The organism is Bartonella sp. PS17NMGDW (genome assembly GCF_042193555.1).
GTDB lineage: Bacteria > Pseudomonadota > Alphaproteobacteria > Rhizobiales > Rhizobiaceae > Bartonella > Bartonella grahamii.
The window spans coordinates 1-19,174 of record NZ_JBHILY010000002.1; the positions used below are offsets into that span (position 1 = coordinate 1).

General features: G+C 39.1%; 18 protein-coding genes. 10 read left to right on the forward strand and 8 right to left on the reverse strand.

Features of this window, described 5'->3' with window-relative positions:
* The 5 genes from ACFIJK_RS01455 to virB11 are packed head-to-tail and all read left to right on the forward strand — an operon-like array spanning position 1 to position 3,837.
* A complete protein-coding gene (locus ACFIJK_RS01455; protein WP_375626285.1) occupies positions 1-126 on the forward strand; it encodes a TrwH protein in 126 nt (41 codons plus the stop codon).
* Positions 123-824, forward strand: a complete 702-nt coding sequence (locus ACFIJK_RS01460; RefSeq protein ID WP_375625981.1) for a virB8 family protein — start codon at positions 123-125, stop codon at positions 822-824. The genes ACFIJK_RS01455 and ACFIJK_RS01460 overlap by 4 nt, the downstream gene beginning before the upstream one ends.
* A 13-nt stretch (positions 825-837) precedes the next feature.
* Positions 838-1,644: a P-type conjugative transfer protein VirB9 gene (gene virB9, locus ACFIJK_RS01465; protein ID WP_375625983.1), complete on the forward strand. Its 807-nt coding sequence runs from the start codon at positions 838-840 to the stop codon at positions 1,642-1,644.
* On the forward strand, positions 1,644-2,801 hold the full coding sequence (gene virB10, locus ACFIJK_RS01470; RefSeq protein ID WP_375625985.1) for a type IV secretion system protein VirB10: 1,158 nt from the start codon (positions 1,644-1,646) through the stop codon (positions 2,799-2,801). Before virB9 ends, virB10 begins: the two co-directional genes overlap by 1 nt.
* Positions 2,776-3,837, forward strand: coding sequence for a P-type DNA transfer ATPase VirB11 (gene virB11 / locus ACFIJK_RS01475; protein ID WP_375625987.1), 1,062 nt, complete (start codon positions 2,776-2,778; stop codon positions 3,835-3,837). Before virB10 ends, virB11 begins: the two co-directional genes overlap by 26 nt.
* Positions 3,838-6,988: 3,151 nt before the next feature.
* Here the strand turns inward: virB11 and ACFIJK_RS01480 are convergent.
* The 7 genes from ACFIJK_RS01480 to rimM all read right to left on the reverse strand — a co-directional run bounded on the left by ACFIJK_RS01480 (position 6,989) and on the right by rimM (position 13,106).
* Positions 6,989-7,768 carry a succinate dehydrogenase iron-sulfur subunit gene (locus ACFIJK_RS01480; RefSeq protein WP_273723297.1) on the reverse strand — a complete coding sequence of 260 codons (780 nt, stop codon included), beginning with the start codon at positions 7,766-7,768 and terminating at the stop codon, positions 6,989-6,991.
* A 15-nt stretch (positions 7,769-7,783) separates the two neighbouring features.
* Positions 7,784-9,628 carry a succinate dehydrogenase flavoprotein subunit gene (sdhA, locus tag ACFIJK_RS01485; RefSeq protein ID WP_375625990.1) on the reverse strand — a complete coding sequence of 615 codons (1,845 nt, stop codon included), beginning with the start codon at positions 9,626-9,628 and terminating at the stop codon, positions 7,784-7,786.
* Positions 9,629-9,634: 6 nt separating this feature from the next.
* The gene (gene sdhD / locus ACFIJK_RS01490) at positions 9,635-10,021 is read right to left on the reverse strand and encodes a succinate dehydrogenase, hydrophobic membrane anchor protein (protein ID WP_375625992.1); all 387 of its coding nucleotides are present in this window, start codon (positions 10,019-10,021) and stop codon (positions 9,635-9,637) included.
* A gap of 18 nt (positions 10,022-10,039) precedes the next feature.
* Positions 10,040-10,441 carry a succinate dehydrogenase, cytochrome b556 subunit gene (gene sdhC, locus ACFIJK_RS01495; RefSeq protein ID WP_375625994.1) on the reverse strand — a complete coding sequence of 134 codons (402 nt, stop codon included), beginning with the start codon at positions 10,439-10,441 and terminating at the stop codon, positions 10,040-10,042.
* 473 nt (positions 10,442-10,914) lie between these two features.
* Positions 10,915-11,355, reverse strand: coding sequence for a 50S ribosomal protein L19 (rplS, locus tag ACFIJK_RS01500; protein ID WP_375625996.1), 441 nt, complete (start codon positions 11,353-11,355; stop codon positions 10,915-10,917).
* Between the two features lie 209 nt (positions 11,356-11,564).
* Positions 11,565-12,263, reverse strand: a complete 699-nt coding sequence (trmD, locus tag ACFIJK_RS01505; RefSeq protein ID WP_375626287.1) for a tRNA (guanosine(37)-N1)-methyltransferase TrmD — start codon at positions 12,261-12,263, stop codon at positions 11,565-11,567.
* 285 nt (positions 12,264-12,548) lie between these two features.
* Complete coding sequence (gene rimM / locus ACFIJK_RS01510) at positions 12,549-13,106, reverse strand: ribosome maturation factor RimM (protein WP_375625997.1); 558 nt, start codon at positions 13,104-13,106, stop codon at positions 12,549-12,551.
* Between the two features lie 132 nt (positions 13,107-13,238).
* Here rimM and ACFIJK_RS01515 point away from each other — a divergent pair, with 132 nt between their 5' ends.
* On the forward strand, positions 13,239-14,060 hold the full coding sequence (locus ACFIJK_RS01515; RefSeq protein WP_015857041.1) for a SapC family protein: 822 nt from the start codon (positions 13,239-13,241) through the stop codon (positions 14,058-14,060).
* A gap of 3 nt (positions 14,061-14,063) precedes the next feature.
* A complete protein-coding gene (locus ACFIJK_RS01520; protein ID WP_375626000.1) occupies positions 14,064-15,032 on the forward strand; it encodes a tyrosine recombinase XerC in 969 nt (322 codons plus the stop codon).
* Between the two features lie 18 nt (positions 15,033-15,050).
* Here ACFIJK_RS01520 and ACFIJK_RS01525 read toward each other — a convergent pair whose 3' ends face one another.
* Positions 15,051-15,323, reverse strand: coding sequence for a BolA family transcriptional regulator (locus tag ACFIJK_RS01525; RefSeq protein WP_015857043.1), 273 nt, complete (start codon positions 15,321-15,323; stop codon positions 15,051-15,053).
* 125 nt (positions 15,324-15,448) lie between these two features.
* On the opposite strand from ACFIJK_RS01525, the gene ACFIJK_RS01530 reads away from it, so the two are divergent.
* From ACFIJK_RS01530 to cobT, 3 genes are all read left to right on the forward strand, one after another.
* Entirely contained in the window at positions 15,449-16,069 is a 621-nt protein-coding gene (locus tag ACFIJK_RS01530) for a J domain-containing protein (RefSeq protein WP_375626002.1), read from the forward strand.
* A gap of 200 nt (positions 16,070-16,269) precedes the next feature.
* Entirely contained in the window at positions 16,270-17,250 is a 981-nt protein-coding gene (gene cobS / locus ACFIJK_RS01535; protein ID WP_375626004.1) for a cobaltochelatase subunit CobS, read from the forward strand.
* 14 nt (positions 17,251-17,264) lie between these two features.
* The gene (cobT, locus tag ACFIJK_RS01540) at positions 17,265-19,160 is read left to right on the forward strand and encodes a cobaltochelatase subunit CobT (RefSeq protein ID WP_375626006.1); all 1,896 of its coding nucleotides are present in this window, start codon (positions 17,265-17,267) and stop codon (positions 19,158-19,160) included.
* Positions 19,161-19,174: the final 14 nt, after the last annotated feature.

The following is a 19,174-nucleotide window of genomic DNA, read 5'->3' on the forward strand; positions in this document are numbered from 1 at the left end:
ATAATTTTGATTGCAAACATTTTATCAGCTTGTGCATTAGCACCAAAGCTAAAACAGCCCAATGATAGGAACCGTGTGCCTATTAATAAAACAATCCCTGCCGAAATCAAGCGAGGAGACAGATGAAAACAAAACAAGTAAAACCAGTAAAAGCCGAAAAACTTAGCAGTTATTACGAAGAAAGCCGTGGCTTAGAACGTGATCTTATCAATGAATTTATAAGGTCGCGCAGAACGGCATGGCGTGTAGCGAGTACTGTTGGTCTTTTTGGCTTATTCGGTATGATATGTGGAGTCATTGGATTTTCTCAACCAGCTCCAACTCCCTTAGTATTGCGCGTTGATAACACGACGGGTGCGGTTGATGTTATTTCAGTCATGCGTGAACACGAGACCAGCTATGGTGAAGTTGTAGATAGATATTGGCTAAACCAATATGTGCTTAACCGTGAAAATTACGACTACGATACCATTCAACTGAACTATGACACAACAGCACTTTTAAGTGCAGCATCTGTTCAACAAGAATATTATAAAATCTATGATGGAGAAAATGCACGGGATAAAGTGCTTTCCAATAAAGCACGTATCACAGTCAAAGTACGATCAATCCAGCTTAATGGACTAGGTCAAGCAACCGTACGTTTTACGACTCAGCAGCTTGACAGCAGCGGTGCTACTACCGGACCAAAACAGCACCAGATTGCGACAATTGGTTACACCTATGTCGGTGCACCCATGAAATCATCTGATCGATTGCTTAACCCCCTTGGTTTTCAAATAACAAGTTACCGTTCTGACCCAGAAATACTGTTAAATGATTAAGGAATTGATTGTTATGAAAAAACTTGCGTTCATTGTTCTATTGTCTTCGTTTTCTTCTCTTTATACAGTACCTGTGCAGGCGCTCAAAAGTCCATCAAATTCACAATATGACCACCGCATTCGCTATATAACATATAACGAAGCTGATGTGGTTCAAATTGAAACAGTTCTTGGTGTGGCAACACATATTATTCTTGAAGAAGGTGAACAGTATATCACTCATGCCTTTGGCGATTCTGAAGCCTATGCCTTTGCTCATAAAGGGCGGCATATTTTTATTAAACCAAAAGCAGAACTTGCTAATACCAATCTCATCGTTGTAACTGACAAACGGAGTTACAAATTCCGACTACAATTTCGAAATGACCGTGCAGGATCAACATATGAATTAGCTTTCCATTATCCCGATTCAAATGATGAAAAGTCAGAAGAAAACAACCGGCGCCTTGCGATTGAACGTGGTTTTCACCAAAGCGTCAATGGCTATAATCTCAGTTACACCATGAGCGGTCACCAAGATATTGCTCCGATAAATGCTTGGGACAATGGGCGTATTACTTACTTCAAATTTCCCGCTAACATGGATATGCCATCGATTTATGTCGTAGATGCTGAAGGCAATGAAAGCTTAATACCACGCACCGTTATCGGCAGTTCTAATGATATTATCGCCGTCCATAAGGTCAATCCTAAATGGCTCATACGGCTTGGTAAACGCGCTCTAGCTGTTTTTAATGAAGCCTATGACCCCAATGGCGTACCAAACACAACAGGGACAGTATCTTCGGTGGTTTATCGTATCAATAAAGGAGGAAAATGATGTTTGACAATAAGGAAGGAGAGGGAAAAGGTACAAAACTGGACAACGTCGAGCAAAAACATATTGAAGGTACTTATGGAGGATCGGAACTAGGTTCTGAACGTCGTCCGACAATTCCAGGTACCCGTGCATTGTTAGTGGTAGGACTTATTGTCATAGTAACGATACCGATTGCCTTGACTTGGAAAGCTTTTAAAATGCGTAATACCGTGGAAGTTGAGGAAGAAAACCCACAACAAATAGTACAGCAAATTATACCAAACTACGTCCCTCGGATTATAGAAGAGCCAAAGATTGTAGAAGAAGCAGAAAAACCAGCACAAATTGAAGATTCAAACCTAGATATTCCACCGGCCTTGAGTAAGCTTCTTCAAACAGCCATTCCTCCACACATGCTCCAAGATTCTGAAGAATTAGCACGCAAACGTATGCTCAGTTCTAGCCTTAACAGCGGTGGTAGCGAAGGATCTACAGATACCAATAGTAAAGCATCGAATAATGATAGAGGTAGTGGCGGATTATTTGATAACCTTCAGCCCGTGCGTTTAGGTCAATCACATGCGGCGCAACTTCGTAACCGTGACTTTTTGATTACGCAAGGAACACAAATAGATTGCACGTTAGAAACAAAGATCATTACATCACAACCCGGAATGACGACATGTCATTTAACACGCGATATTTATTCCACAAGTGGTCGTGTTGTTTTGCTTGACCGTGGTTCTAAAGTCGTTGGTTTTTACCAAAGTGGCATACAACAAGGACAAACGCGTGTGTTTGTGCAATGGTCACGCATCGAAACACCTTCTGGTGTTGTTGTCAATCTTGACTCACCTGGCACAGGTCCTCTGGGTGAAGCGGGTATTGGTGGCTGGGTTGACAGACGCTTTTGGGAGAGATTTGGTAGTGCAATTATGGTAAGCATTATCGGTGATTTAGGAGAATGGGTAAAAGGAAAAGTTAGTAAAATCAGCAAAGAAAATAAAGAGAACTCACAAAATAAAGGTAATCAGAATGCTGAATCTATAGCAATCGATGTCCTTCAAAATTCCATCAATATCACACCAACACTTTACAAAAACCAAGGCGAACGAGTAAATATTTTTGTTGCTCGTGATCTGGATTTCAGCGATGTCTACAGTCTTGTCACACGTTAACCCAATACAGAAAGATCAAGCAGTTTTTCAGCTTCTACAACCGCTTGATTGTTTCTTAGAAGATCCATCGATCACTGAATTATCGATTTGCCGCCCCTGCGAAGTATGGACGAAAAGCTTTAAGGGTTGGCAAGTACATAGCGTACCAGAGTTAACAACCAATTTTTTGCAAACGCTCATTACAGCTATTATCGTTTATAACGGTATGGCTCCCAGAAGTATAAATTATGTGCTATTGCCTGGTGGACAACGTGGTACAATTATACAAACGCCAGCTGTCGTTGATGGTGCTCTTTCCTTTGTGATTCGCAAACATTCTCTTATAGTTAAGACGTTAGAAGAACTCAAAGAAGAAGGTGCATTTGATGATTTCTCTGATGTAAGTTTTAACAAACCTTCAAAAAAAGAAGCAAATGACTTGTTATCGAAGCAGGACTTCACAAGGTTGGAACCATTTGAAGTTGAACTCTTGCAACATAAACGTGATGGAAAAATTCTTGAATTTTTACAAGAATGCGTCCTTCATAAACGCAACATTATTATTGCAGGCAAGACAGGATCTGGTAAAACAACATTTGCTCGCTCTTTAATTGAAAAGGTCCCTGTAGAGGAGCGTATTATCACAATTGAAGATGTTCATGAGCTTTTTCTACCCAATCATCCCAATCATGTACATATGATTTATGGTAACAATGTAGGCCGTGTTTCAGCTGAAGAATGCCTAGATGCGTGTATGCGTCAGTCGCCCGACCGAATTTTTCTCGCTGAATTGCGAGGTAATGAAGCGTGGGAATATCTCAATTCACTAAACACGGGTCATCCCGGATCGATTACAACGACGCATGCCAACAGCGCTTTGCAGACATTTGAACGATGTGCCACTTTGATTAAAAGATCAGAAGTTGGCCGGCAACTCGAGTTAGAAATGATAAAAATCGTTCTCTATACAACAGTTGACGTCGTGTTGTTTTTTAAAGATAGAAAACTCTCTGAAGTCTTTTACGACCCTATTTTTGCTAAATCAAAAATCGCTTAAGGGGAGCTTCCTCTCTCGATAATATGATGCAAACAAAAAATAGCCGTAACTAATTGTTACGGCTATTTATTTAACTCTTCCTATTCTCTTTGCTTCTCCAATGGATTTTCTACACTCTTCATGAATAAAAGAAGAAAAAAGTTAATAGACAACAACTTTACAAGAAAACCAAATATACATAAGGCTCTCTCTATTCTCTTACCTTTGATCATTTTTTCCATTTATCTTTTGAAAAGGTATGTTTGATGCAAAAAAAATAGCTGCGAAATAAATATTTCAACAAAAGAAAAGAATAAATTTTGATTCGCCTATCAATGAAAGCTTCGTAAAATAGATACTTCGATCATCACAAATAATGATCGTCATCAAGACCAAAACTTATCGTTTAAAAATTCTAAGTGCTATTTTCAAGTGATTAATAAATATGTTTTTTAACCAAAAAATCTCCAGATACGGAAAAGCTTATACGAAATAAACTATCATTTCGATTTAGCATCTATAAACCACATTCTATTTGGTAATAAAAAGTATAGTTGCATATCAACATCTTCTTCGGACGAAGAAAGATTTTTAACCTCCAGCTGTTCGTAAACAATCAAGTTTCTCTTAAACAAGCTTTGCTAACCATATCACGTGGTTTATATCCCCATCCTAAAGACGATATCCATAGATTACACAAGGTAAGCTCTACTCTGAATATTCCTGTTCTCTTTTCTGCGCCTCAAAAAACAAAAACTCCTAAAAGCACAGATCTAAAATCCCACTTCTTAAGATGCATCACATTAATTTATAAAGAGTGTTCATTGTTTTGCATGTTGGATAAAAGATCTTAGTACCGTAAGATTCTCTCATTTTATGTCTCTTGCACATTACAAGTAAATAAAGCCGTATAGAATGAAACTCTATAAAAAAGAACTAAAAATGCCTCTTATAAACCGTCGCAAACGCCAAAAACTGTCGCAACATTGGGAGTTAGCAAAGTGTATAACGGCGCCCAGCTTGTTCTTTTATGAAGTGTGGAGATAGAGATGCTCTATAAATTTTATATTTTTCATCGGGACTTTACCATTATACCATCCACAAGCCCTGTCGCAAAATGAGCTTGGGAACTTTAAAGAGAGGGTTCTTTAAAACAAGCACGTAAATTGACAAGCCAAATGTATTTGGTTTGGGGCGTTCTGTTTTGCATAAGGGTTGTGATCTTATTTGTGATCTTTTTAAAGAACGAGAGAAACAAAAGCGTGAAGCAATGCGTAATCTCTATTATTTAAAAGACATTACTCTAGACGCTTTTGAAAGTCATAAAACTGAACTAAAATGGAAACTGGTTTACACCTTTACAGCTTCATATTCCCCCAAAATTAGGAGACTGTATACCGGTTTCAGAGATTATGCCAACAGAGAGATAAGTAATACTCTTAACTCCCATCTGATAGGTAAAAGCTGCAACAGCAAAAGCTCTTTTAGAGAAACAACGCCATAAAGTCATTAATAAACCGACAATGAATTGGAGAAATGTTCTAGATTTTTATCAAGCACTCTGCAAAGCAAAAATAATGATACAACTGGCTTTGCGTCTGCTTATTCTTACAGGTGCTCGTACCCATCTCTTACATCAATTCGTGAAGATCAGATTGAAGAGGATATATAGACAATTCTTGGCTCGAGAATATGAAAGGTCTGCGTGATACTACAGGGGATTTCGCGTGCCCTTATGATCAGAAGCATTAAAAATTTTAAAACAAACACGCTTGTTTTTTCGCAATGATTTCTTTTTTCTGTAACCGGTCATGGTCCTTATTAAGGTGAATTTCCTATCACAATATATAAGAGAGATTAGACTAAAAACCTGTCCACGTAGATTTCTCTCTCGTTTACGTAATTGGCTAACAGACTCCACCTATCACACCTCAAAGGACGAAGCCTCTTAACACACAAACTAATATGCAAACAATCCGCCCCTTCGCCTAGCAGATTTCAAACCACTTTAATTACCACATCCTAAATACGATAGTGTTTTATGGCACAACAGAATAAATACCAAAACATAATAAATAAGATCTAAACCTAGAAATCTCTATGTTTTTATAGATAAAAACATATAAAATCAAAACCTCCGAAACTCGTCAAAATACAACATATTTGCTTTGATGATTGAATTTATTCAACTCAAACGAACCTACAAACATCCCTTATTCTACATTCGCAACACGTGTTCTTAGAATTCTCACTACCGTTTTCTAAATTTTTAGAAAAAACTATAAATTTGATATTTTTTAAAACGTCTTATCTGCTCTTTAATGAATTTAAATCTATGATGTTACAATAGTTTTAAATTACTGCCCCTTTAACTGTATGCTCTATCTCTACAATAGATAGGGATTTTTCGTTCTCCATTTTGAGAACTATAAATTTTGTTTTTTAATGCGATTAACAATCCAATCTTTAAAAGAAAAAATATGACCTTTAAATATATAATGATGTTATCAAAAATTCCTAATCCCTGAATATTAGCAATGTTTTCGATATTATAATAAACGTATCGTAAAATGACGAACTGTCATAATGACTACTCCTTTGTATTTCATTTGAATAATTTACATGCGTTATAATATTTTTATCAGCATTTATTTTTTGTGCTCTATTTATACAGAGTTATCTTTTTTATAAAAAATGATTAATTGAATCTGCATTAAAGTGCAAATTCTGATACGAATTTAATAAAAATAAAAACACATGGCATATTGATTTTATTATTTTTATATAGAACGCTATTTAAAGTATCGTCTACCCGAAAGGCTAATGCCTTTATTAAAGGTGATAATAACTATGCTAACCGCCTCATAGAAGCCAATAAATTTTTAGAGATTAAGTTTCGAGAAGCACGAAAAACACGCACAATTTTCTATTTTTCTTTTTACTGTTCGTTAATCGGTCAATTTTCAAAGTAATATTCAACTATGAGTTTTCTGCTCAGCCATTGCAAGGATTGCTCCTACAAGGATTGGTTAGTTTTTAGAGATTACTGCGCTTTTAGAATGATTATAGCTACTGCGCCCCCATAAGCAGCCAATCTTCTTTTAGAGATTTAATTGCTAAAAGGAGATACAATTTTCTACCTTGCGCTTTATTTTCATCAATCAGTAAATTTTCAAAGGCGGCGTTCAACCATGAGTTTTTTAATTTCAGCAATCGCTTTCGCTGGATTTAATCCCTTTGGACAAGTTTGCGCACAATTCATAATCGTATGGCACCGATAAAGGCGGAAAGGATCTTCTAAATTATCAAGACGTTCACCACACATCTCATCACGTGAATCCGCAATCCAGCGATAAGCTTGAAGCAAAACAGCGGGGCCCAAATAACGATCACCGTTCCACCAATAACTTGGACATGAAGTCTGACAACACGCACACAAAATACACTCATAAAGGCCATCGATTTTTTGGCGATCGGAGTGACTTTGTAACCATTCTTTTGCAGGTTCAGGAGAAACTGTTTGCAACCAAGGCTCAATGACTCGATGTTGCGCATAAAAGCGCTTCAAGTCAGGAACCAAGTCTTTAACAACCGGCATGGAAGGCAAAGGATAGACTTTAATGGGGTGTTTTACATCATCCATTCCTTTGGTACAAGCCAATGTATTGGTTCCATCAATATTCATCGCACATGAACCACAGATGCCTTCACGGCAAGATCGACGAAGTGTCAAAGTTGGATCAATATGGTTTTTAATAAACAAAAGCCCATCAAGAATCATTGGACCACAAGCAGAACGATCCACATAATAAGTATCCAGACGAGGATTATTCTCATCATCAGGCGACCAACGGTAAACATGAAATTCTGTCAGTTTTGTCGCACCTTCAGGTTTAGGCCAAACCTTCCCCGGTTTTACTTGAGAGTTTTTGGGAAGCTTAATTTGTACCATAATTCGTGTCTCCCCTTAATAAACCCGTTTTTTAGGTGCAATGCGCTTTAAATCGATCCCACCATCAGCTTCAGATGTTAACGGATCCACATGGACAGGTCGATATGATAACGTCACCTTACCCTCTTTTGACAAATGTGAAAGCGTATGTTTACGCCAGTTTTTATCATCACGCTCTGGATAATCTTCACGAGCATGAGCGCCACGGCTTTCTAAACGGGCTTGTGCAGAATGAACAGTCGTGATTGCATTCGCCATGAGATTTTCAAGCTCTAATGTTTCAACCAAATCAGAATTCCATATCAGAGAACGATCTGTGACTTTGAGGTCAGACAATTCCCCCCAGATTTTATTCATCCGTTGACATCCTTGTTGCAAAGAATCTTCTGTACGGAACACTGCCGCATCTTCTTGCATCGTGCGTTGCATTTTTTCACGCAATAGAGCTGTCGGTATCGCCCCTTGTGCAAAACGTAAACGATCAAAACGCCCTATAATTTCGTCAACAGCTTCTTCATTGATGGGTGGAATTTCTGCATTCCGATCAATAACTTCACCCGCGCGAATGGCAGCAGCACGACCAAACACCACCAGATCAATTAATGAATTTGACCCTAAGCGATTAGCTCCATGAACAGAAGCACATCCTGCTTCTCCTACCGCCATCAGCCCTGGTTGAATACGATCAGGCGAATCAGCCGTTGGGTTGAGAACTTCCCCGTAGTAATTGGTAGGAATCCCACCCATATTATAATGAACCGTTGGCAAGATGGGGATAGGCTCTTTTGTTACATCCACACCTGCAAAAATCCGTGCTGATTCCGAAATTCCCGGTAAACGTTCGTGCAAGATTGCAGGATCAATATGATTGAGAACCAAATGAATATGGTCCTTCTTAGGTCCAACGCCACGTCCTTCACGAATTTCAAGTGTGATACAACGTGAAACCAAGTCACGTGAAGCCAAATCCTTAAAGGAGGGTGCATAGCGCTCCATAAAGCGTTCACCTTCAGAATTGATTAAATAGCCTCCTTCACCACGAGCTCCTTCTGTAATTAAGCAGCCAGAACCGTAAATCCCTGTAGGATGAAATTGTACAAACTCCATATCCTGAAGTGGCAATCCAGCGCGTGCGATCATTCCACCACCATCACCCGTACAGGTATGCGCCGATGTCGCGGAAAAATAAGCTCGTCCATAACCACCAGTTGCAAGAACAACCATTTTGGCAGAAAAACGATGTATTGTACCATCATCGAGATTCCATGCCACAACCCCCGTACAAACCCCATCCGTCATGATGAGATCGAGTGCAAAATATTCAATAAAAAATTGCGCATTATGCTTTAAGCTTTGTCCATAAAGCGTATGCAAAATGGCATGGCCTGTACGATCAGCTGCTGCACAAGTACGCTGAACAGGTGGACCTTCACCAAATTGTGTCGTATGTCCACCAAAAGGACGTTGATAAATTTTGCCTTCTTGCGTCCGCGAAAAAGGAACGCCATAATGTTCTAATTCGTAGACAGCAGCAGGTGCATTACGCACCAAATACTCCATTGCATCGGTATCACCCAACCAATCAGAACCTTTCACGGTATCATATAAATGCCACTGCCAATTGTCAGGTCCCATATTTGAAAGCGATGCAGCAATCCCCCCTTGTGCTGCAACCGTGTGCGAGCGAGTTGGAAAAACCTTCGTGATACAAGCTGTCTTTAATCCTTGTTCCGCCATACCAAGCGTTGCACGTAATCCTGCACCACCTGCCCCAACAACAACAACATCAAATTTATGATCTACAGTGCGATAAGGGGCGTTACCTGCTTTAGCGCCCAGAGATGATCCTGTACCCGCCATACTTGTTTAACCCCCTAATGCAATTTTCAAAAGAGAAAAAATAATGATACCACCTATGAGAAAACAAAATGAAATATTTAACGTCAAAAAGAATATCCGGAAACCTTCACGTGGAATATAATCTTCAATCACCACCTGCATACCAAGTTTCATATAATAAAGGACCGAAAAAGTCATCAATCCCATCAAAATAGCAACAATAGGATGTGCAAGTCTTGCACGCACAATGCTATAGTCCTTTCCCACAAGCGAAAGAATAAGAACAATAAAAAATATCAAAAGTGGTAGATTGATAAACCCTGTCAAACGTTCTAGCCAAAAATGCTCTGTTCCTTCATGAGCACTGCCACGCCCCCGTACTTTCCCAAGTTCCGTTCGAAAATCTTTTTTCATATCTCTTTTCACCCCCAGCTAAACAACGGTATATCCAATAATCCAAATCGCAAAAGTAACAATAAGAGAAATAAACACTGTCGCCCAAGCAGTGACTGTTGCCTTTTCTTTTGCCAAAAGGCAAGGCTTCAGATCCCAAACAATGTGGCGAACACCACCAACCATGTGATGAACCCCTGCCAAAGTATAAAGAAACAAGATGCACAATCCAAACCAAGAACTATAAATCTCGTGAACCGTTCTGAACGCCTCTTCCCCACACGCAATAGCAATTAACCAAACAGCAAGAAAGACCATTCCAACATACAGTACCATACCCGTAATGCGATGCGCAATGGACATAGCCATAGTAATTGTCCAACGATAAATACTTATATGAGGGGAACGAGGGCGCTCTTTTATCCTAGTTGTCTCTGTCATAAAATATCCTGACCTGGTTTTTACTGCAACCGCAATGAACGAGAAAAACCGCATAAAACGACTAAATATATTATCTCGTTTTCACTTGTTTGGCATCTCAAGATACCAATATTACAGGTCGGTTGTCTCAAATAACGGATTAAAAGTCACGCATAAAAAAACCGATTGCTCCACGGATATGATCCGCAAAACTTGCTTTAATCTAATACAATTTTATCTTCACGTCAAAGGTCTAACATCTTTTCTCAGATATAAATAGGCATTTTTTCAGATTAAACTGATCTTTTTGAGTATCCACGATATATGCAATGATATCTAAATTCACCCGTTATTAAGAATAAAAAGAGGCAAAAATTGATAGATTAAACATTTTTATGTCTCCTCCAAGCCTTTTAAAAGACAAAACGAATCACGAAAGACACAAATAAGCGGCATAAAAGCCGCTTTTGCATAAAGTTTAGCCGATATAATCTCTACTCAGCAACTTGCTTTTCAACACCTGTGCTTACAGCTGCTGCTTCTACTTTCTCAACAACCTTTTCAGCTTTTTTCCGATAATCTCTCTTTTCAGCGATACGCGCAGCTTTACCTCTCAAACCACGAAGATAATAGAGTTTTGCACGGCGCACTTTACCACGGCGCACCAGCTCAACACCTTCGATCAACGGAGAATAAACAGGAAATACCCGTTCCACCCCTTCACCATAAGAAATCTTGCGTACTGTAAAGGTCTCATTCAACCCACCGCCGGAACGCGCAATACAAACACCTTCGTAAGCCTGAACACGCGTTCGCGTACCTTCCGTCACACGCACCATGACACGGACTGTATCTCCTGGCTGAAAGGCTGGAAATTGTCGCTTTTCTTCAATTTTTGCACATTGTTCAGCTTCAAGTTGTGCGATAATATTCATTTCTTTTATCCTTCATGTTCTTTATCGAACAGTCAGAGCGCTCAACTCTTACCAAAAAAGCCTTTATTAAGAATAAGAAGCTCTTTAGGCTATGCCTTACACAGGAGCGAATACACCATTCCTTCATTTTAATTTTGGAACTACAGAAAACCTTTTATAAAAAACTCTCTAAAAAGAGAGCCATGCAATACACCACCTTATCATATGAATCAAGTTTTCTGATGATTTTTATCATAACGCGCATAAAGATCAGGGCGACGTTGACGTGTTAACAATTCGGCTTGCCTTTGACGCCAATCTGCGATCGCTTTGTGATGACCTGAGAGCAACACAGGCGGGATACCCCGCCCTTCGAAAAGAGAAGGACGTGTATATTGCGGATGTTCCAGTAAGCCATTTTCAAAACTTTCACACTTTGCAGAAGCTGCATTCCCCATCACTCCAGGAAGAAGACGTATAACAGCATCTAAGATAACCAATGCGGCTGTTTCACCCCCTGAAAGAATATAATCACCAATAGAGACTTCTTCTAATTCTCGTGCTTCTATGACTCGCTCATCAACCCCTTCAAAACGTCCACAAACTAATGTTACACCCGTATCACGAGCCAAGCTATGCGCGTAAGCTTGGTCAAAAGGGCGCCCACGTGGACTCATCAACAATCTTGGCGAATCCTGTGGACAACAGTCAAGAGCAGCCGCCAATACATCCGCCCGCATTACCATACCAGCCCCCCCACCAGCAGGTGTATCATCAACGCTATGGTGTTTATCCATAGCAAAATCCCTAATCTGTACTGTCTCCAGTGACCAAATTCCGCGCTCTAAAGCTTGCCCTGCTAAAGAATACCCTAAAAAACCAGGAAACATTTCAGGATAAAGGGTTAAAACGCGCGCCTGAAACTTCATTTTATTTCTCATCCTTATTTTCTTAAACAGACTCTTAATAGCAAAAATAGCACAAACAAAATATTTAACGCTATAACGTTAAATTGAATCTCCTTGATCTGCGCCATATTCAATACGATCCTTCTAAATACTTGCACTAAAAAAAGACTCTAAAAATTCAGGACTGTCTCGAGATAAAGTGCTTACAATATCTGCCCAAAAGTGCATTTTTAATATTTCCACACTTTCCACTTTTTATTGACGAAATTAATCGGTTATTTTTTACCTTCATCTTTATTTTTAGATTCAAGCTATTTCCTTTTTATCATTGTCTCCCCCATCACTTAAACCAGCTGCCATGGGATCAACAACAAGAAAACCAGAATCCATACAAATTTCTGGTACCGCCACCTTACTAAAGGGAATAAGAACTCTTTTACCCGTATTCAAACGTATTTCAAGCAAATCACCAGCCCCGAAATTAAAGAAACCACACACTTCCCCCAAGACTTTTCCCCCACAGTCTTGAACACGAAAGCCTATTAAATCAACTTGATAAAACTCATCCTCATCCAGATCATCAATTAATTGATCACGCATCACATAAAGGCGAATACCTTTTAAAGACTCAGCAACATTACGATTTTCTACCCCTTTAAAACGTACAATCGCCTTATTTTTTTGTATGCGAAGAGTTACAATTTCATAAGAACGCCCCATATCATCATAAAGAGTGCTGTAAAACTTGAAACGCTGTGGCTCAGCACTTAGAATTTTAACAAAAACATCTCCTTTTATACCATGAGGCATACCAATAATGGCAAGATAGACTTTATTTTTAAGCTTTTCTTTATTATACTTCATGCGAAAATATTATCTCTCAAAAATGAACCCTTCAATCTTATAGTTTTCTATTCAATCTTGTTGCCATATGAGACAATCTTCTAAAAGACCTTTCTTGGTAACAAAAAACAAATTAATAAAGGAGAAAGTCTTATGGCAAATATTATGCTATTTTACAAAGATATCACACCAATCAACAAAGTTTCCCATAAAAATCTAAAATTTGCTCCTCCAAGTGATATGTCTTTTGCCAAGGATACTCACTGGGTTCCTTTAGCAAGTACTGAATATTTTCAAGCAGCACTAGACTATCCTATTTTATTTATGTGCGCCGAAGATGAACAAAAAAAACGGCACTACACATCCGCGGCTCTTGTCGGTCTTTCTAATGACGAAAATGACTATATCGCTTCTGATAAAAGTTGGAAAACCAATACTTATGTCCCTGCTTTTGTCCGTCGCTATCCTTTTGTTCTGGCGCAAATTAGCAATGAAAAAGAACTTTCTGTTTGCTTTGATCAACAGTCAGGTATGTTTAATGAAGTTGCAGGAACAGAACTTTTTAATTCCGACGGCTCTATTTCTCCTTTTATGGAAGAACGTATTCGTTTTCTTGAAAGTTTTAAAATAGCCATGGAAAAAACCTCTGAGTTTATTGATGCTCTTGTGGAAATGGATCTTCTAAGCCAAAAATCCATCAATGTGAAAAACGATAAAGGTCTCTCAGCGCAGTTAGAACATTTTTGGGTTGTTGATGAAGAAAAATTGAATAAATTATCAGCAAGCCAACTTGCCAAACTTCATAAAAATGGCTTTTTAGGATTAATTTTTGCGCATTTGATGTCAACACACAATCTCTTAAAAATACTCTCTCTCAAAGGTGAAAAGCAACTTATCAATCGTGAAGAGCAACCCCAAAACAAGAATGGTCATTCTAACGATGAAAAATCTAAAAAGAAAGAAACTCTCAACTAGATAATGCCTATCAAAAACGACAAGAGAAAAGATAAAAATATTCCTCTCATTCCAGCAGACCATGCAATTTTAAACGCAAGGAAAAATTGGTTAGAGTGTCTCGTCCAAACACGTCGTATGTCGGCACAAACAGTGCAAGCCTATGAACGTGATACGCGGCAATTTTTGTCTTTTCTCTGTCAACACTTAAGCCATATACCAACCCTTACGGATCTTACTCATTTACGCATCAGTGACTTGCGTGCTTATCTTGCTTATCGGCGTACAAAAAATGTAAGTGCTCGCTCTTTAAGCCGCGGAGTGGCAGGCATACGTTCTTTTTTCAAGTACCTATCACGTGAAGGAATCGTCAATGTCCCTGCGGCTCAACTTATCCGAAGCCCCAAACACCCAAAATCGCTCCCAAAACCTTTAGCGATCAAATCAGCACTTCACATAGTCAAACAAGAAAACCAGCTAGAAAATGAACCTTGGATTAGCGCTCGTAATGCGGCTGTCCTCATGCTTCTCTATGGCTGTGGAATGCGAATATCAGAAGCCTTAAGCCTCACACCAGAACAATTTTCTGATCCTAAAAAAACAAGTTTATTTATAACAGGAAAAGGCGGAAAAACACGCCTTGTTCCTCTCATCAAAATTGTTTACGAAGCTGTACAAAATTATCTCAAATGTTGCCCATATCCTTTAAGAGATAACCAACCCATATTTCGCGGAGCGCGAGGCGGTCCCCTACAACCGGCCATTATTCAGAAAACTGTACGCAACTTACGAGCAAGTCTTGGTTTACCAGAAACTGCAACGCCTCACACACTGCGCCATTCTTTTGCCACCCATCTTTTATCACGGGGAGGAGATTTGCGCACGATTCAAGAACTTCTTGGGCACGCTAGTCTTTCCACCACACAAATCTATACCCATGTCGATACAGACCATTTGTTAAAAATTTATCAAAAGGCCCATCCCCGTTCCTAAAAACGTCTCATCAAAAAATTAGAGTGTTTCAACCTCAAGTGCCAAAGCATGGACACAAGTAGCTAACTCTTCTTGTAAAACTTTATAAATCGCTCGATGTATTTCTACGCGTGTCATATTGGAAAAAGAAGAAGATAAAATTTTCACTCGAAAATGTGTTTCTCCTTTACCATCAAAAGCATGTTCATTATGAGGATGCCCCTCATGAAGATGACTTTCGTTAATCACTTCAAGCTTTTGCGGATGAAAAGCATCCTGAAGCTTTCTCTTGATTATTGTTTCTATAAACATTTTTCATTCCTCAAACAAAATGAACGTGCAAAAATACACCTTTTTCATAATAAAATTAAGTGTGAAAACAAATTTTTCAAAAGTCAATTCTTGTAAAATTAATCAATTTTGCATAAACCAAGAATATGACAATAACATCTAAATTATTCGATTCAATTCGCATAAGCTCAAATAAAAAACAAAAAGCTGAGCCAGAAGCGCAACAGTGCCAGTGGGAAGGTTGTGAAAAAACAGGATCCCATAAAGCACCAGCAGGTCGAAATCACGAAGGACAATATTTATATTTTTGTATTGAACACGTACGCGCCTATAATAAAAATTTTAATTACTTCTCTGGTCTTAGCAATAAAGATATCGCAAAATTTCAAAAGGATGCTCTTACAGGACATCGTCCGACATGGCCTACAGATCTAAGCAATGGTACAACGAAAAAAACAGCTGCTAATTATGCAAAGATTCGCTCTGGAACAGCTGCCTATCAAAATCGCATGCGCGATCCCTTCACGCTTTTTACGGAGCGGCATTCAAGCAATAACTTCTCACGAAAATTAAAGCCCTTAGAAGCAAAAGCTTTTGATACACTGGGACTACAGGCAAACGCTTCAGCAGAAGACATCAAAATGAAATATAAAGAGTTGGTAAAAAAGCACCATCCTGATTCCAATGGTGGTAATCGTGCCTCAGAAGAGCGCTTTCGTGATGTTTTACATGCTTATAATTTGCTAAAAAAGTCTGGTTTGTGCTAAAAATACGCGCTTATATGAGCCTATTTTCATTTAGACCACCATTATTTGCGCAAGATATTATTTTTTTTCAAAACATTATAGAATACGCAAAAAATCTTCCTTCAATATCTAAGGCTCTCATTATAGAGCATTGCATAAATACTCTAACTCTTGTATCGTTTCTAATGAATAAATAGCGTCCTCTCCCTTCCAGAAACACAATGACAAATCTTACCGTTGAAAATTTGCCCGATATTACACTTTTTGCTCGCGATCTATTTCATATTGAAACAGATCTGAAAGTTCCTGCTTTTAGCACAAAAACCCCCCATGTCCCTGATATTGATTCTGATTATCTTTTTGATCAGCAAACAACTTTAGCGATTCTCGCAGGTTTTACCTTTAACCGTCGTGTAATGGTTTCTGGCTATCACGGTACAGGGAAATCAACACATATTGAACAAGTTGCTGCACGCCTCAACTGGCCTTGTGTCCGCATTAATCTCGATAGTCATGTAAGTCGTATCGATCTTGTAGGAAAAGACGCTATCGTTTTAAAAGATGGCTTACAAATCACTGAATTTAAAGAAGGCATTTTGCCATGGGCTTATCAAAATAATATTGCTCTTGTTTTCGACGAATATGACGCGGGGCGTCCCGATGTTATGTTTGTCATCCAACGCGTTCTTGAAACCTCTGGAAAATTAAGCTTACTTGATCAAAGCCGTGTCATCTCTCCACATCCAGCCTTTCGTCTTTTTGCAACAGCAAACACCATTGGTCTTGGTGATACAACCGGTCTCTATCATGGTACCCAACAGATCAATCAAGCTCAAATGGACCGTTGGTCTATTGTTACAATACTCAATTATTTACCCCATGATAAAGAGGTTAATATCATTTGTTCAAAGGTCAAATCTTTTCAAACGGCTGAGGGAAAAAAGACAATTTCACAAATGGTTCATGTTGCTGATATGGTACGCCAATCTTTTATCAATGGAGATCTTTCAACTGTCATGAGTCCACGTACCGTCATTACTTGGGCAGAAAATACAACAATTTTTCAAGATGTCGGCTTTGCCTTCCGATTAACCTTTCTCAATAAATGTGATGAACTCGAACGTGCCACTGTTGCAGAATTTTATCAACGCGCCTTTGGACAAGAGCTTCCCGAATCACTCATTCATGGTGTTTCGCCTTAAGGAATCTGTCACTCATGGCTACCGATATTGGCGACAACAAAAATCTGGCAAAAGATTCTTCCAACAACACTCTTAATGCTGAAGCGTTTAAAAAAGCACTTTCCACCTGTATGCGTGCAATTGCAGGCACAAAAAACCTTGAAGTTTCCTTTAGTCATAACCGACCATCTTTAAGCGAAAGTTGTGCGCGTTTACCAGAATTACCTCAATACGCAACGAATAAAGACATCACCATTACCCGCGGATTAGGTGATTCCATGGCTCTACGCAAAGCATGGCATGATAACCGCATTCACATGCAATTTTCTCCACTAGAATCAGAAGCACGTGCTGTCTTTGATGCCTTAGAACAAACACGTGTTGAAGCAATTGGTACTTTAGCCATGGAGGGGCTTGCAAAAAATCTTGATGTCATGCTCGCCGATAAATACAAAAGAGCCCATTATCATAAGATTAGCAACCAAAGTGAAGCCCCCATCCAAGAAGCGATTGCACTTTTATTGCGTGAAAAAATAACAAAGCGCACAGCTCCAAGAGAAGCAGGTCCTGTCTTAGAATTGTGGCGTCAAGAACTCGAACAAAAAGCAGCAGCAGAACTCGATGAACTCACTCATCATATTTACAACCAACAAACTTTTGCACAGATTGTTCGCCAAATGCTTGCTACACTCAAAATGACAGTGCAACAAGCTGAAGCTTCTAACAGTGAAAACAATAAAAAATTAAAAAACGAATGTGAACCTCAAGACCAAGAAGAAGAAGAGAGTAAAAACAAAAAACACGCTCAAAGTGAAGAACAAACCAGCACTAAACAAGAAAGTGATGTGCAAGACGACGGAAAAACACAAGCGACACAATCAAACAACAATGATCAAGCTGACGGCGAACAAAAAAATGAACCTTGGCAAGAAAAGCCAAGAAGAACCAAACGCCTTTTTTCCGATTCGGAACAAATGGAAAGACTTGGTGATTATAAAATCTTCACCCGTCAATTTGATGAAGTGTTGGAAGCAACAGATTTTTGTTCTGAAAACGAGTTAGATCACTTACGCCGTTATCTTGATAAGCAAATCAATCATCTTCAAAACATCGTTGGCCGTTTAGCAAACCGTCTCCAGCGCCGCTTGATGGCGCAACAAAATCGCAACTGGAGCTTTGACCTTGAAGAAGGGTATCTTGATACAGCACGGCTTCCACGTCTAATTATTGATCCCATGCAACCCCTTTCTTTTAAAATGGAAAGCAACACCAAATTTCGGGACACGGTTGTTTCACTTCTCATTGATAATTCTGGCTCAATGCGCGGACGCCCCATTAGCGTTGCCGCAAGCTGTGCTGATATTTTGGCACAAACTCTTGAACGTTGTGCTGTCAAAGTTGAAATTTTAGGTTTTACCACTAAAACGTGGAAAGGAGGAAAATCGCGAGAACAATGGCTTACCCAAAACAAATCCCACAATCCTGGACGCCTCAATGATTTATGCCATATCATCTATAAAAGTGCTGATACCCCATGGCGTCGCGCACGACGCAATTTAGGTTTGATGATGCAAGAAGGATTATTAAAAGAAAATATCGACGGAGAAGCTTTAATTTGGGCTCATCAACGTCTTTTATCGCGGCGTGAACAACGTCGCATCCTCATGGTCATTTCTGATGGTGCTCCTGTTGATGATTCGACACTATCGGTCAACTCCAGCAATTATCTAGAAAAACACTTACGCGCAGTGATTCAAGAAATCCAAACACACTCCCCCATCGAACTCATTGCCATTGGAATTGGTCATGACGTCACACGTTATTATCAACGTGCTGTAACAATTATGAATGCTGAAGAACTCGCCGACGCCATAACAAAACAATTAGAAATACTTTTTAGTGATAAAAAGCCTCATATTCATAAGAAATAAACTTACCTTGAAAC